Genomic DNA, 16,161 nt, shown 5'->3' with positions numbered 1-16,161 from the left:
GTGCGAACGGACCACCCCCGCCTCCTCCTTTACCGACTACGTTGCGTGACGAGCCACGAGTCCGAGGAGATCCATGAAGTCCGCCCTGATCGCCACCTGCTGCGCCGCCGCGCTCCTGCTTTCCGCCTGCGGCGGGGAAGAGAAGGGTGACAAGACCGTCAGGGCCGACGGCACCCTGGCGCCCGGCAGCACGTTGAAGGTCGGCGAACGCGCCGTCGTCCCGTTCAAGGACGCGGACAAGTCCGGCACGATCGCGATCACTGTGAAGTCGGTCGACCTCGGCCCGAAGGAAGACCTCGCCGAGTTCAAGAACAAGGGCGAAGGCATGCTCCCGGTCTACGTCCGGATGGTGATCGAGAACGTCGGCGGCACGGACCTCACCGACACCTCGGTGTCGGTACGCGCGGTGGACCCGAACGGCAAGAGCACCAAGGTGATCCTCGCCAACAGCACCGCGGCCTGCAAAGGCGAGTCGGCGCCGGAGAACTTCACCACCGCGGGCGCGACCTACGAAACCTGCAAGACCGAAGGCGTCAAGGACGGCGGCGAGGTCGGCGGCGTGATCTTCCGGGAAGGCGACTACCAGGACGACCCCATCACCTGGAAGAAGTGACCGCGTCCCCCATTGAGCCGAATAGCGTAATCGATTCGTTACCTGCTCTGGTGCGAATGGACCACACCGATGTACTCCGTCATCAACTACGGTGCGTGGCGAGAACGCCGGAGCAGGGTTCGGCGGGGAGTCCGAGGAGATCCATGAAGTTCGACCGTATCGCTCTGTCCGCCACCGGCTGCGCCGCCGCGCTGCTGCTTTCCGCCTGTGGCGGTGAGGAGAAGGGCGCTAGCCCGGCCCCCGCCCCGTCGCCCGCGCCGACGTCGGCCCCCGCGTCCTCGCCCGCGACCAGCGGCACCGTCCCGGTCTCGAACGCGGACGCCACCGCGCCCGGCACGGCGCTCAAGGTCGGCGAACGCGCCGTCGTCCCGTTCAAGTACGGCAAGGACAAGAGCGGCACGATCGCGATCACCGTCAAGGCGATCGAACTCGGCCCGAAGGAAGACCTCGCCTCCTACGGCGAGAAGGCCAAGGGCATGACGCCGGTCTACATCCGGATGACGGTGGAGAACGTCGGGGGCACGGACCTCACCTACAGCACGGTGCGGATGCGCGCGGTCGGTCCGGACAACAAGAGCACCGGCGTGATCATCACCGGTGAGACCACCGCTTGCCAGTCCGAGTCGGCGAAGAAGGACTTCAAGACCGCCGGCGCGACCTACGAGACCTGTGAGCTCCAGGCCATCAGGGACGGCGGCGAGGTCGGCGGCGCGGAATTCAACGATGGCGACGGGTACAAGGACGACCCGATCATCTGGAAGAAGTAGCCCGCAACGCGCGTGAAGGCCTCCTTCCCTCTGCTGAGCCGAGAGAAGGAGGCCTTCACGCGTTTCGCTGAGGCTGCGGGAGCCGGTCCTCCTGCGTAGCGTTGTCGTGATGGTCCACGTGCACCGGACGATCACCGTCCGAACCCCCGCCCAGACCGTCGTCGGCTATCTGCGGGACTTCGCGCACGCCGAGTCGTGGGACCCCGGCACCGTGTCCTGCACTCGCGCCGACACCGGCCCGATCGCCGTCGGCTCGCAATGGCACAACGTGTCGGAGTTCCGCGGCAAGAAGACAGAGCTGACCTACCGGCTCGACCGGCTGGAGCCGGACCGGATCGTCTTCGTCGGCAGCAACAAGACCGCGACGTCCACCGACGACCTGACGATCTCCGAAGCGGACGGCACGACGACCGTCAGCTACCACGCCACCATCGAGTTCCACGGCCTGGCGAAACTCGCGGACCCCTTCCTCAAACGGCAGTTCGAGAAGATGGGCGACGACCTGGTTCCGGCGATGAAGGCGACCCTCGAAGCGCTTTGACCCGTGTCCATTGCCGAAACTCTCGTGATTGAAGCCGTAACTCGCGTGTTTGGAGCCGGACCGCCTTCAATCACGCGAGTTCCGCCTTCAATCACGTGTGATCGCCGTCCAAGCACGCGTGATCGCCGGAACGGCTAGGCGCGGGGTGACCCGACGGGGCCGCTCAGGCGCCGCACCGCGTTCGCACAGGCGAGGGACTCCAGGAGCGGGACCGTCCGTTCCCAGCCCAGGCAGGCGTCCGTGATGCTCAGGTCGGGCCGGGGGCGGGCGGAGCCGACGTCTTGCCTGCCGTCGGACAGGTACGACTCGATCATCACGCCGGCCAGGGCGTCGTTGCCCGCCGAGATCTGGTCCGCCAGGTCGGCGACGACGACGGGCTGCCGGTTGTGGTCCTTGCCGCTGTTGCCGTGCGAGGCGTCGACGACGAGCCGGTGCGGCAGCCCGGCGGCGGTCAGCGCGTCGAGGGCGTCCGCGACCGCGTGCGCGTGGTGATTGGGTTTCGGGCCACCGCGCAGGACGAGGTGCGCGTCCGGGTTCCCTGCGCTGCGCTGGATCCGCGGCCGTCCGTCGGCGGCGGCGCCCGGGAAGACGTGCGGCAGCGCGGCCGACCGGACCGCGGCCACGGCGGTGTCCAGCCGCCCGGACACGCAGTTCTTCATACCCACCGGCATCGGCAGCCACGACGCCAGCTGCCGGTGCGGCTGGCTGGCGACGGTCCGCGCGCCGATCGCGCCCCAGCTGACGGTGTCCGCGAAGTACGGCGCCAGGAACGGATCGACGAACTCGTACGCCAGCGGCAGCCCGGTCGCGGCGGCGTCGTCCAGGAATCGCCGTCCGATCCGGACGCCGGACGCGAGATCGCCCTTGCCGTCGAGGGTGGGGTCGGGCACCAGGCCGGTCCAGCCCGCGATCGTCCGCGGTTTCTCCAGGTAGGCACGCAGGACCACGACGAGGTCGTCGGCGAACCGGCGCGACGCCTCCGCGAGCCGGTGCGCGTACTCGAGCGCGCCGTCGGTGTCGTGCACCGAACACGGGCCCACGACGACGAGCAGCCGCGAGTCGCGCCGCGCGAGGACGTCGGCGACGGTCTCGCGGTGCCGGATGATCTCCTCCGGCACGAAGCCGCTCGTGGCCACCTCGGCCGGGCTGGGCAGCTGGTCAAGCATCCGCATGACCTTTCTCCTTGTCGGGGGCGGCTTCCCCGGCCCGGGGCAGCCGCGTCGCACCGGCCACCGCCACGACGGCGAGGCCGAGAACACACCAGAACGCGTCGGCGAAGGCGGCGGCGACATCCGGGCCGCGCGCGGCGAGCCGGGCCTGCAGCACCACGGCCAGCACCGCGGTGCCGATCGAACCGCCGAGCGTGTTGAGCAGATTCAGCGCCCCGGCCGCGCGGGGCAGCCGGGCGGGTTCGACCCGGCGGTAGACGATCGTCATCACCGGCGCGCCGATCAGCGCCGCGCCGAAACCACGCAGCAGCAAGGAAACCACGATCACCCAGTCCGGGAGACCCGGGCCGAGCTGGGTGAACGGGGCGGTGCCGAGGGCGACCAGCCCGATCCCGCCGAGCACCAAGGTGCGCGGCGCGATCCGGTCGACGAGCCGGTTCACCAGTACCGAACCGGCCGCCGCGCCGATGCCCTGGGGCACCAGCAGCAGCCCGGTGTCCCAAGTGGACAGTCCAGGACCGCGCTGGAGATAGAGCGGGAGCAGGAACATCGTGCCGAACACCGACGCGCCGAGCAGCACCAGCGCCAGCGCGGCCACTCCGAACGGCGGCTTGGTGAACAACCGCGGATCCAGCAGAGGCGCTTCGACCCGCAGACCGTGCCGCACGAACGCCGCCAGCATCACGACGCCGAGCACGACGGCGATCCCGGCGACCAGCGGTGTCCCCTGGTCGAACCAGGTGAGCCCGAAGACCAGGACGGCCAGCCCCGGCGAGAGCAGCAGCGCACCCCGGAAGTCGAAACGCTCGCCCTTGCCCCCGGGTTCGCTCTCGGGAACCCAACGCCGGGCCAGGAAAACCGCGACCACACCGATCGGGAGGTTGACGTAGAACAGCCACGGCCAGTCGGCGACCGCGAGGATCGTGCCGCTCGCCAGCGGGCCGAGCACCGGCGACAAGAGCGGCACGAGGCCGACGACGGCGATCACGCGGCCGATGCGGTCCCGTCCGGCGGCCCGCGCCAGCAGCGCCTGGCCGGTCGGCGGGAGCAGACCGCCCGCGAGTCCTTGCAGGACACGGAACGCGATGAGCGCGGGCAGTGTCGTCGCCAGCGCGCACAGCAGGGACGCCAGCAGGAACACGACGACGGCGGTGAGCCAGACGCGACGGCCGCCGAATCGGTCGGCGAGCCAGCCGGACGCCGGCACGGCGGTGACCACGGCCAGCAGATACGCCGTCGTCACCCAGTGGACACCCGTGACCGGCGCACCGAACTCGTCGGCAAGGGTGTCGACGCCCACTGAGACGATCGTGCTGTCCAAAGTGGCCATGAAGGTGCCGAGCACCAGCACGGCCGCCGTGCGCCACAGCGCGGCGTCGATCGGACGCGCGGTCACCGCTCCCCCACGAACCCGGCGGCGTCGCCGTCGAGCCAGGACGGCAGCTTCCGGAGATACCCGACCAGGTCGTCGGCGAGCGACCGGGCGTCGGCCTCCCTCGCGTACAGAACACCCTCCCAGCCTTGCTCGCCGGGAACGACCGTGACGCTCACCGGGTAGTGCGTGCGTTCGCGGAACCTCGTCCCGGTGACGGTCAGGCCGGGCACGGGTTCGCGCAGCTTGGCCGGGTCGACCGGGTAGTTCTCGAAGACGAGCAGGCTGTCGAACAGCCGCTCGCGCCCGGCCAGTGACGCGAGTTCCGGCAGTCCCATCCGGTGGTGCGCGGTCATCGCCTGCTGCCGTGCCTGCAGATCGGCGAGTGCCTCGGCGACGGTTCCGGTGAACCGGGCCCGGACCGGGACACTGTTCGCCAGCAGGCCGATGATGTCTTCGACACCGTCCACATCGGACGTCCGGTTCGAGGTCATCACCCCGAAACTGACGTCGGGACGTCCGGCATGGGTCGCGAGCACGGCCGCCCACGCACCCTGCAGCAGGGTGTTGACGGTGAGCCCCCGTGCCGCACCCAGCTTGGTCAGTTCCGCGATCAGCCGACCGTCCACAGTGAACAGAGCAGGATCGGCGGAACCACCGGAACGCGGCAGGTGGACGCCTTCCGGCAGGCCGTCGAGTTCCTTACGCCAGGCCCGGACATCGGCCGAGTGATCGGCCGCGGCGAGCAGGCGCGTGTACCGCGTCGGCGGCACCGGCTCCGGCAACGGCTTCCCCGCGTACAACGCGAACAGTTCGCCGAGGATGCGCGGCGCGGACCAGCCGTCGGACAGCAAATGGTGGCTGGTCAGCACGAGCGTCTGAGCGCCGTGCCTCAGGACGGTGACCCGCCACAGCGGACCGTGCGCCAGGTCGAACGGTTCCGCGAGCTCCTCCTCCAACGCAGCGTCCACTTCGGACACTTCACGCACACGGAAACCGACCCGCGGCTCGGCGGGGATCACCTGGACCTCGTGCGACGGCGGGAACACCGCGCCCAGGTTCGGCTGCCGTCGCACCAGCGCGTCCGCCGCCGACCGCAGTGCCTCGACGTCCAGTTCGCCGGACAGTGTGAACGCCGCCTGCACTCGATACGGATCTTCGTCCGCCGCCCGGGATTCGCGCAGGATCACCTCCTGCAACGGAGTCAGCGGCAGGATCTCGCCGGGCCCCGGCACGTCGGCGGCGAGAGCGTCCAGCTCACGCCGGAAGTGCTCGCCCAGCACGACGATCTCGTCTTCGGTGAACAGCGCGGACGGCCAGGTGAAGCGGACGCCGAGCGTGCCGCCGTCGGGGACCATCGCGTTCACCGTCAGCGCGTACGGCACCGGCATCTCCGCGCCGCCACCCGAACCGAGCGGATCCGCGTCCGGCGGACGCTGCCACAAGGTCTCCTCGCTCGGCGGCGCGGGGAAGCGGCCGAGGTAGTTCCAGGCCACCTCGGGACGCGGGCCGTCCACCTCGAGAATCCCGTGCCCGAGCCCGTCCCCCGCCGCGCGCAGGTGATCACGCACCGCGCGCAGCGCGTCCGGCACCGGTCCGGACGGCGGTGCGATCCGCGCCGGATGCACGGCGGTGAACCAGCCGGCGGTCTGCGCCAGGTCGACCGTGCCCGCGAAATCCGGGGTGTGTCCCGGACGTCCGTGGCTTTCGACGGCGACGAGCAGATCGGCGCCGGTCCCCCGCCAGGCTGCGACGGCGCGGGCGAGCGCCGTCAGCAGCACAGTGTCCGGCCCGGTGCGATAGGCCGTCGGCAGCGCGGTGAGTACGGCGTGGGTCGTCACCTCGCCGACGTCGATCCGGTGATGCCGCGCGGTCGCCACGGTATCCCGCATCGGATCGAGTCTGGTCCTGCCGAGCGTGCTCACCGGCGCGGCGGCGACCTCCTGCCAATGCCGCATTTCGTCCTCTCGATGCGGCGCGGCCGCTCGCAGCGACCGCGCCCAGCCCAGGAACGACTGGCCGCGCCGGTGCAGGGTGTTGCCGTGGAAGGCCTGTTCGACGTCGTCGAGCAGGACGCGCCAGGTCACCGCGTCGGCGACCAGGTGGTGCGCCACCAGCAGCAACCGTCCGGGCCGGTCCCCGGCGTCCGCCAGCACCGCCCGCACCAGCGGTCCGGTGCGCGGGTCCATCCGCGCGACGATCTGCTCGACCTCCGCGTCCAGCGCCGCGCGAGGATCACCGGAGACGCGGACGGTGGTGAGCACGTCGGCACCGGTCACGGCCCCGACGTCCGGGACGCGAAGCGCGTCCTCGACCAGATGTGCGCGCAGGACGTCGTGGCGGGCGAGAACGGCGTCGAGCACCGCGGTCCAGCGAGGGACGTCGTCCGCCGAAGGCACGCAGATCTCGACCCACTGGCAGAACCCGTCGGCCGCCTTTCCCGCGCGCCGCAGCAGATCCCGCATGATCGGCGTGAGCGGGGCGTCGCCGACCGCGGGGGCTTCCTCGGCCCGTTCGGGTTCACCGCAGCGTGCGGCGATCCCGGCGACCGTGCCGCCTTCGAGGACGTCGCGCGCGGTCAAGTGCAGCCCTTCACGGCGGGCGCGGGAGACCACCCGCAGCGAGGCGATACTGTCGCCGCCCGCGTCGAGGAATCCGTCGTCGAGGCCGACGTCGGAGCCGAGCAGCTCGCGGACCACCCGCAGCAGCACGGCTTCCGCCGGGGTCGCGGGTTCCCGGCCGCCGTCGGAGCGGGCTTCCGGCGCGGGCAGCGCAGCCCGGTCCAGTTTGCCGCTCGGGCCGAGCGGGAGCCGGTCCAGCGACACGAACGCGGTCGGCACCATGTACGCGGGCAGTTCGGCGGCGAGGTATTCGCGCAGTGCGGCGGGATCGGGTTCGGCGCCGTCCACGGGGACGACGTAGGCGACCAGCCGGTCCTCGCGGACGATCACCGCGGCCGCCCGCACGTCGTCGTGCGCGGTCAGCGCGGTCTCGATCTCGCCGAGTTCGATCCGGAACCCGCGCAGTTTGACCTGGTGGTCGGCGCGGCCGAGGAACACGATCTGCCCGTCCGGGCGCCAGCGGACCAGGTCGCCGGTGCGGTACATCCGCTCCCCCGGCGGCCCGAACGGATCGGCGACGAACCGTTCCGCGGTCAGCGCCGCCCGGCCGACGTAGCCCTGCGCGAGCTTCGGCCCCGCCAGGTACAACTCGCCGGTGACGTTCGTGCCGACCGGGAGCAGACCACCGTCCAGCACGTACGCGCGGACCTCCGGGTCCGGACGGCCGATCGGCAGCGGGCCGGGGTCGGCCGGGTCGTAGTGCCAGGTGACCGAGTTGATGGTGACCTCGGTCGGCCCGTAGGCGTTGAACAGCGCCCGCCGGTTCCCCCAGCGCCGCGCCAGTTCCGGGTCGAGCCGCTCGGCGCCGACGACGAAGAACACGTCCGGGTCGACGGTCGCGTCGTCGGGCATCGCCGACAGGAACGACGGCAACAGGTTGAGCCCGGTGACGTGATGTTCGGCGGCGTACGCAAGGAGGTCGTCGCCGGAGACCCGCACCTCCTCCGGCGCGATCACCGACGTGCCGCCGGACAGCAGCGGCAGCATGAACTGCCAGAACGCGACGTCGAAACTCGTCGAGGCGAAATGCAGATACCGCTCGGCGGTCCCGATCCCGACGATGTCCTCCTGCAACGCGATCAGGCTCGGCACACCGCGATGCGGCACCGCCACACCCTTGGGTTTGCCGGTGGTGCCCGAGGTGTAAATGACGTAGGCGATCGCGTCCGCACTCGAGGGCACGGCCGGATCCGAGTCCTCAGTGGACAGTTCGGCCGGGTCGATCACCGGAAGACCTTCGACGTCCGAAGTGGACACGACGGCGGCGGGCCGGATGTCGCCCAGCATGTAGGCGAGCCGGTCGGCCGGGTAGTCCGGGTCCATCGGCACATGCACCGCACCGGCCTTGATCACGCCGAACAGCGCGACCACGAGGTCGACGTCGCGGCGCAACAGGACCGCGACCGGGTCCTGCGGTTTCACCCCGGCGTCGATCAGGGTGTTCGCGAGCCGGTTGGCGCGGCGGTCCAGTTCGGCGTAGGTCAGGCTCTTGTCGCGGCACACGACGGCTTCGGCGTCCGGCGTCTCCCGGACCCAGCGGCCGAACTCCTCCAGCATGCCGCCGCGTTCGCGCTTCGGTGCCGGTCCCTCACCGAGACGCAGCATCGCGCGTTCTTCCTCCGCGTCGAGTGCGCGCAGCCGGGAGACCGGCCGCGCCGGGTCCGCGACGATCTCGTGCAGCATCACCCGCAGCCAGCGGCCGTAGGACTCGGCCTCCTCGCGGGTGAACGCCTGGGGCTGGTACCCGAGGCCGACGGTGAACTCGTCGCCGGGCAGCACGATCACCGTGAGCGGGTAGTGCGTCGCGTCGGTGATGTCGACGCCGACGAGGTCGAGCCCGGGTGCCAGCGTGGTGCGGGCGCGGCTGGAGAGCGGGAAGTTCTCCATCACCAGCATCGTGTCGAACAGGTCGCCGACGCCGGCCGCGCGCTGGATGCCCGGCAGCCCGGCGTGATGGTGATCGGTGAGCCGGATGCTTTCGGTGTGCACGCGTTCCAGCACGGCGGCCGCGGTGTCGGCGGCGTCGAACCGCACGCGCACCGGGATCGTGCTGCCCAGCTGACCGATCATGCACTCGACGCCCGGGACGTCGGCCGGGCGGCCGGAGACCGGGCAGCCGAAGACCACGTCGCGACGGCCGGTCAGCCTGGCGAGCAGCACTCCCCAGGCGGTCTGGAACACCGTCGTCGGGGTGATGCCGCGTTCGCGAGCGAAGGCGCGCAGCCGCTCGCTGAACTCGCCGCCCAGTTCCACGGTGACGCGTTCCGGACGCTCCACAGTGGACTCGACGCTCGCCGGAGCGAGCCGTGTTCCTTCGTCCAATCCGGACAGTGCCTCGCGCCATGCTTCCAGCGCGGCGTCCGAGTCGCGTTCGCCGAGCACCCGGTGGTACTCCGAAAGCGGGGGCGCGACCGGGGCCGCCGGGCCGCCGCCGAGTTCGGCGTAGGTGGCCAGCAGGGTGCGGCCGACCAGCGGCATCGACCAGCCGTCGAGCAGCGCGTGGTGATTCGTGAGCACCAGGCGGTGCTCGTCCGGGCCGAGCGTCAGCAGCAGGAACCGGATCAGCGGCGGGGTCGCCGGGTCGAAGGGGCGGGCGAGTTCGGTGCGGCATTCGGCGTCGACCTGGTCCGGCGAGGCGTGCGCGAACCGCCAGTCCAGTATGACGTCGGCGGGCACCACCTGGACGACCTCGCCCGCGTCGGTGGTGTGCAGGTGGACACGCAGCGCCGGGTGTCGCCGCAGCACTTCCGTCGCGGCCTCGCGCATGCGGTCCGCGTCGAGCGCCCCGCTGAGCAGGGTGACGGCCTGGACCACGTAGACGTCGGTGTCCTCGGTGCCCCGCGCCAGGGTGTGGAACGAAAGCCCGGTCTGCAGCGGGGTCGCGGGCAGGACGTCCTCGACGCGGCCGAGGCGTTCGAGCGCGTCGATGTCGGCCTGGTCGAGGCCGACCAGCGGGAGATCGGACGGGGTGAGCCCACCGCCGTCCGGACCGATCCGGGCGGCGTGCGCGGCCATCGCTTCCAGCGCGAGTGACCACGCTTCTTGAAGCGCGGCAACGCTTTCCTCAGAAAGAACGGCACCGGCCGCGGTCCATTCGACGGCGAGGTGCGGACGGCCGTCCTCACGGACGAAACAGTTCAGCGCCAGCACCTGTTCCAGCGACTTGGCGTCCGGTTCGGTGACCGCGAACGGGTCCTCCTCCGGCAGGTGCCAGCCGGTACCGGGCAGGGCCGCGAACCGGCCGAGGTAGTTGAGGACGACGTCCGGCGGCGGGACGGCGGCGAGTTCGTCCCGGGTGAGCGGGTCGAGGTACCGCAGGACCCCGAAGCCGACACCGTTGTCGGGAACCGCGCGTTTGGCCTCTTTGGCGGCCCGCAGCAGCTCTCCGGCCGCCGCCACACCGGCGGGAACGCGCACGGGATACTCGGCGGTGAACCAGCCGACGGTGCGCGAAAGGTCCAGGCCGTCATGGTCGCGGCCGTGCCCTTCGAGCGACACCGTCTCGGCCTCGACCGGGGCATCGCGCCAAGACCGCAGAGCCAGCACGAGCGCGGCGAGCAGGACGTCGTCCGGTCCGGCGCGATAAGCCGCGGGCAGCGCGGTGAGCACCGCTTCGGTCTGCTCCGGGGTGGCGAGGGTGACCGATCGCCGCGCGGTCGCGACCGTGTCGACGCCGCGGTCGAGCGGACGGTGGCCGAGGCGCGGACCGTCGAGCGCGCCACGCCAGTGGTCGAGTTCGCCTCGCCGGGCACCGGAAGTGCCTTGCTCGGCAAGGAGAAGCGCGTGCCGCCGCCACGACGTCCCCACCGGGTCGAGCGGTTCACCGGCACAGGCCGAACGCAGATCCGGCAGCAAAACCCGCCACGAGACACCGTCGACCGCCAAATGGTGCAGCACGATGACGAGGTGATCCGGCAGCAACGCCACCTTGAGCACCCCGGCCCGGAGGTCCAGGGACTCCGCGAGTCGCGCCGCGACCTCGGCCGGTTCGCCGGTCGTCTCGATGACCACGTCCGACGCCTTCACCGCCCCGCGTTCCCGGACCCGCATTTCGTCCTCTGAATGCAGACGGAGGACGTCGTGGTGGTCCAGGAGTGTTTGCACGCCTTCGGTCAGCAGGGCGGGTGGAAGGTCCTCGTCGAGCCGGACGGCGGTCCACTGGGTGTACCCGGCGATCGTCGTGACGTCTGGATGCGAATCGAGCAGCGCGCGGACGATCGGCGGTGCGGGCACCACGCCGACCGGCTCGTCCGGCGGGCCGGCCGGGGCGCCGATCTCCGCGCTCGCCGCCGCCAGCGCCTCGAAGCTGCGGCGGGCCAGCAGGTCACGCGGACGCAGATCGAGACCGTGCGCGCGCAGCCTGCTGCTGACGCTGATCGCGGTGATGCTGTCGCCGCCCAGCGCGAAGAAGTCGTCGTCGACGGCGACCTCGTCGACACCGATCACTTCGGCGATGGCGGCGCACAGCAGCCGTTCGCGGTCGGTGGCCGCGACGCGTCCGGCCGCCGCGCGTGGGGCGGGCAGCGCCGGACGATCGATCTTCCCGTTGGGGGTCAACGGAAGCGTGTCGAGCACGACGACCGCGGCGGGCACGAGGTGTTCCGGCACCCGCCCGGCGAGCGCCGCGCGGACCTCGTCCGGCACGACCACGCCGACGACGTAACCGACGAGCCTGGGCCCGCGCACCGCCGCGGCGGCCGCACGCACTCCGGGAACCGCAGCGAGTGCGGCCTCGACCTCACCGAGTTCGACGCGGTGACCGCGCACCTTCACTTGGCCGTCGCGACGGCCCAGATACTCCAGTCCACGGCCGGGCACCCAGCGGACGAGGTCCCCGGTGCGGTACATCCGATCGCCGGGCGCGCCGAACGGATCGGCGACGAATCGTTCGGCGGTCGCGCCGGGACGTCCGAGATAACCACGCGCCAGATGAGGTCCCGCCAGGTACAGCTCTCCCGGCGTTCCGACGGGAGAGGGACGCAACGCGGCATCGAGCACCCGGACCGCCGTGCCCGGAACCGCGGTACCGATGGTCGGTTCCCCGTCGTCCAGCCAGGATCCGGCACCGTCCACAGTGGCCTCGGTCGGGCCGTACATGTTGCGGGCGCGGACACCGGACTCGGCGACGCGTCGCCACAGCGCGGGCGGAGTCGCCTCGCCGCCGAGGACGAGCAGTGCGGGTGCGTCGGGGCCATCGAGCAGTCCGGCGTCGACCAGCGGCGCGGCCATCGAGGGCGTGGTGTCGACGACGTCGATCCGGTCGCGGGCGAACGCGGCCAGCAGTTCGTCGGCGTCCCGCGCGACATCGGTGCCGTAGACATGGAGTTCGTGTCCGAACAGCAGCCACATCAGCTGGTCGAGCGCGGAGTCGAAGGCGAACGAGTAGGTGTGTGCGACGCGCAGCCGCCTGCCCGCGGCGCGTTCGGTCTCGGCGACCGTGGTCGCGCGGTGGTGGCGCAGCAGCGTCGCGAGTCCGCCGACCCGGCCGAGGACGCCCTTGGGCCGTCCGGTCGAGCCGGAGGTGAAGATGACGTACGCAAGATGTTCCGGATGGCGCGGAATCCCCAGCGGTGAAGAGTCTAGAGTGGACAGATCGGTTTCGCCGAGCAGGAGTTGAGGCCCTGGCACGATTCCCGGGTCGTGGGCCACCGTGAGCACCGCGCCGGCTTCGGCGGCGAGTTCCCGCAGGCGTTCGACGGGATGCGCCAGGTCCAACGGGAGGAAGGCGGCTCCGGCGTCGAGCACCGCCAGCAGGGCGACGACGAGATCCGCGGACCGCGGCAGGGCCAGCGCGACGACGTCGTCCGCTCCGACGCCGCGAGCCCGCAGCGCCCGGGCAAGGCGGTGGACCCGCGTGACGAGTTCGCCCGCGGTCAGCCGTTCGTCACCGAAGACCAGTGCGGTGTGTTCGGGATCCAGCCGGTCGAGAAGTTCAGGTACGCCAAGGAGTTCACTCTCGGGCGCGGGCGTCGACCACGCCTCCAGCACCGTGTCCCGCTCCCCCGCCGGGATCAGGTCCGCACCCGCGACCGCCGGGCCGTCCGGCTCGGTCAGCGCGGTGATCAGGCAGCGCAACGCGGTCAGCTTGGCGTCGACGGCGGCCTGGTCGTGTGTCCGCGCGTCGACCTCGAACCCGAGCAGCAGCCCGCCGTCCGCGGTCGGCAGCACCGACAGTCCCATGTCCTCCGGCGGCCCGCCCGCGACGTTGCGCATCGTGCCGTGCGAGCCCGCGAAGTCGAGCTTCAGGTCGAACGCCTTGAGGTTGATGCCGCGGCCGTGCAGCAGCGCCCCGGCGCCGGGCACCGCGAGATCCTGCGGCAGGTCTTCCCCGCGATACCGCTGATGCGTGCGCATTTCCTTCAGCGCGCCCGCGACCCGTGCGGTCAGCTCGGTTCCCGTGTCCTGCGGCAGCACGCCGACCCGCAGCGGCAGCACGTTGACCGCCATCGCCGGGGTCCGCAGCGCCGCGCCCTCACGGCACATCAACGGCATCGCGAACACGACGTCGGTCCAGCCGAGCACGCGGTGCAGGAACGCGGCGTAGCAGGCGATCAGCGCGTCACCCCACGTCGTCCCGGCGCGTTTGCCCAGTTCACGAAGCCGGGCGACATCCGAATGCGGCAGGACCGACCGGGCGGTGACCGTATGCTCGGGCGGGCCGGACGCGCTGTCCGCGTCGTCGAGATCCGGCAACGGCGTGAACCGCTCCCGCCAGTACTCGCGGTCCTGGACGAACCGTTCGCTCTCGCGGTAAGCGCGATCGGCCTCGACGAGGTCGGCGAACCGGGCGAACGTCGAAGCCGGGACGTCCTTGCCCTGCACCGAAGCGGTGTACCGGGCCGCCGTCCGGCGGGCGAGCATCGCCGCGGTGTAGCCGTCGAACACCAGGTGGTGCCCGAGTTGGGTGAACCACACGTGCGAGTCGGACAGCCGCAGCACGAGATGGGCGAACAGCGGCCGGTCCACCATCCCGCGGCACGCTTCGGCTACCCGGCGGCGTTCGGCGTCCACCCGCTCGTGCGCGGCGGCGACCGGATCGGCCTCACCGCGCAGATCCACCACGTCCGGCAGTGGCTGCACGTCTTCCGACACGACCTGGCGCGGACCGTCCGGCGTCTCGAAAACCCGCAGCCGCAGGCTGTCCGCCTCCTCGGCGGTCGCCCGGATCGCTCCGGTCAGCGCGACGACGTCGACCGCCTTGTCGCCGACGATTTCGATGACATCGCCGACGACGTAATACGGCGAGTCGGGTTCGAGGCGCTGCGCGGTCCAGATCCCCAGCTGGGCACCGGTCAGATTCAGCATGAAGGCACCACCATCGGGGTTCCGGTCACCGGGTCGGGCACGACGACGCTGGGGAGATCGAAGACCTCCTTCATCAGCTCCGCGTCGACGATGTCGGACGGCGCGCCCTCGGCGACGATCCGGCCGTCCCGCAGGGCGACGAGGTGATCGGCGTACCGGCAGGCCTGGTTGATGTCGTGCAGGACGGCGATCACCGTGCGGCCCTCGTCGCGCAGGCGTGCCAGCAGGCTCAGCAACTGGTACTGGTGCGCGATGTCCAAAAAGGACGTCGGTTCGTCGAGCAACAGGTACGGCGTCTTCTGCGCCAGCACCAGCGCCACCCACACGCGTTGACGCTGCCCGCCGGAGAGCTCCTGCACCGGCCGGTCGGCCAGTCCCGCCACCCCGGCCGCGGTCATCGCGTCGAGCACCGCGCGTTCGTCCTCTTCGGACCAGGTGGCGAACAGCGACTGATGCGGGAACCGGCCACGCGCGATCAGCTGGCGGACGCGGACGTCCTCCGGCGCGACCGGATCCTGCGGCAGGAACCCGAGCTCCCGCGCCAAACCCTTGCCGGGAAAGGAACCCACGTCCTTGCCGTCGAGAAGGACCTCGCCGTCCGACGGGCGCAGCAGCCGGACGAACGCGCGCAGCAGGGTGGACTTGCCGCACGCGTTCGGTCCGACGACGGCGGTGAACGCGCGGTCGGGCACGTCGAGGCTCAGCCGGGTCGACACGACCCGGTCGCCGTAGCGCAGGGTCAGGTCCCGAGCGGTCAAGCGGGCACTCATGTGCGCCGAACCTCCTTGGTGAGCAGCCAGATCAGGTAGCCGCCGCCGATCACGGTGCTGACCACACCGACCGGCAGCGATTCCGGCGCGAGCAACATCTGAGCGGCCAGGTCGGCACTGGTGAGCAGCACGGCGCCGGTGAGGGCGGCGGGCAGCAGGGCGATACCGGGCGTGCGGGCCAGCCGCCGTCCGATCTGCGGTGCGGCCAGCGCGATGAACGCGATCGGGCCCGCCACGGCGGTGACGGTGGCCGTGCAGCCGACCCCGATCAGCACCAGGACCAGCCGCAGCCGGTCCCAGCGGACCCCGGTCGTGACCGCCAGCGCACCACCGAGCGCGGCCTGATGCAGCGCCGGCGCCCTGGTGAACAGCACGACGAACAGCACCGCGAGCACCGCGAACGGGATGGCGACGTCGTCCCAGCCGACCCCGTTGAGGGAACCGGCGTTCCAGCCGACGGCCGCGATCGCGATCTCGAGTTCCGCGCGCAGCACGATCCACGAGTTGAACGCGGTCAGCATCGCGTTGATCGCGATCCCGATGACGATCAGCCGCAGCCCGGACAACCCGCCACCGAGCGACAACGCGTAGACGATGGCCGCCGTGATCACGCCGCCGAGCACCGAACCGATGGTCAGCTGCGTCGACGTGCCCGAGAGCACGGTGATCGCGAACAGCGCGCCGGTGTACGCACCGGCGTCGAGACCGATCACGTCCGGGCTGCCGAGCGGGTTGCGGGTGACGTTCTGGAAGATCGCGCCCGCCAGGCCGAGCGCGGCACCGAACACCAGCCCGGCCAGTACCCGGGGCAACCGCCATTCGCGGATGACCACGCCCGGCCCGCCACCGGATCCGGTGAGCGCGGCGAACACGCGGGCGGGGCTCGCCCACGCCGCGCCGTAGCAGAGGCCGAGCAGCGTCAGGCCGGCGATGACCACCAGCATCACCACGAGGAAGACGAGGGTGCGGCGTTCCATCCGGGCGGAGAACCGCCCGCGCCGCA

The 16,161-nt window shown here is 71.4% G+C and carries 8 protein-coding genes; 3 read left to right on the top strand and 5 right to left on the bottom strand.

The genetic code is table 11. From position 1 onward, the window contains the following. The first annotated feature begins 73 nt into the window (after positions 1–73). From AMK34_RS02290 to AMK34_RS02280, 3 genes are all read left to right on the top strand, one after another. The gene (locus AMK34_RS02290) at positions 74–613 is read left to right on the top strand and encodes a hypothetical protein (RefSeq protein ID WP_038514434.1); all 540 of its coding nucleotides are present in this window, start codon (positions 74–76) and stop codon (positions 611–613) included. A 143-nt stretch (positions 614–756) separates the two neighbouring features. After that, on the top strand, positions 757–1,380 hold the full coding sequence (locus AMK34_RS02285) for a hypothetical protein (protein WP_038514437.1): 624 nt from the start codon (positions 757–759) through the stop codon (positions 1,378–1,380). A 109-nt stretch (positions 1,381–1,489) separates the two neighbouring features. Further along, positions 1,490–1,921 (top strand): SRPBCC family protein, encoded by a 432-nt coding sequence (locus AMK34_RS02280; RefSeq protein WP_073842588.1) that lies wholly within the window; start codon positions 1,490–1,492, stop codon positions 1,919–1,921. Positions 1,922–2,055: 134 nt separating this feature from the next. Here AMK34_RS02280 and AMK34_RS02275 read toward each other — a convergent pair whose 3' ends face one another. Genes AMK34_RS02275 through AMK34_RS02255 form a run of 5 tightly spaced genes read right to left on the bottom strand, consistent with a single transcriptional unit; the run spans position 2,056 to position 16,135 of the window. Next, positions 2,056–3,093 carry a 3-deoxy-7-phosphoheptulonate synthase gene (locus AMK34_RS02275; protein ID WP_073842587.1) on the bottom strand — a complete coding sequence of 346 codons (1,038 nt, stop codon included), beginning with the start codon at positions 3,091–3,093 and terminating at the stop codon, positions 2,056–2,058. After that, a complete protein-coding gene (locus tag AMK34_RS02270) occupies positions 3,080–4,486 on the bottom strand; it encodes a DHA2 family efflux MFS transporter permease subunit (RefSeq protein ID WP_073842585.1) in 1,407 nt (468 codons plus the stop codon). Before AMK34_RS02270 ends, AMK34_RS02275 begins: the two co-directional genes overlap by 14 nt. Beyond that, positions 4,483–14,388 carry a non-ribosomal peptide synthetase gene (locus AMK34_RS02265; protein ID WP_073842583.1) on the bottom strand — a complete coding sequence of 3,302 codons (9,906 nt, stop codon included), beginning with the start codon at positions 14,386–14,388 and terminating at the stop codon, positions 4,483–4,485. Before AMK34_RS02265 ends, AMK34_RS02270 begins: the two co-directional genes overlap by 4 nt. Continuing rightward, positions 14,382–15,158: an ABC transporter ATP-binding protein gene (locus tag AMK34_RS02260; protein WP_037336902.1), complete on the bottom strand. Its 777-nt coding sequence runs from the start codon at positions 15,156–15,158 to the stop codon at positions 14,382–14,384. The genes AMK34_RS02265 and AMK34_RS02260 overlap by 7 nt, the downstream gene beginning before the upstream one ends. After that, positions 15,155–16,135 carry a FecCD family ABC transporter permease gene (locus tag AMK34_RS02255; RefSeq protein ID WP_073844515.1) on the bottom strand — a complete coding sequence of 327 codons (981 nt, stop codon included), beginning with the start codon at positions 16,133–16,135 and terminating at the stop codon, positions 15,155–15,157. The genes AMK34_RS02260 and AMK34_RS02255 overlap by 4 nt, the downstream gene beginning before the upstream one ends. Positions 16,136–16,161: the final 26 nt, after the last annotated feature.

The organism is Amycolatopsis sp. CB00013 (genome assembly GCF_001905755.1).
Lineage (GTDB): Bacteria > Actinomycetota > Actinomycetes > Mycobacteriales > Pseudonocardiaceae > Amycolatopsis > Amycolatopsis japonica.
This window is presented reverse-complemented; position numbering and strand designations above follow the sequence as displayed.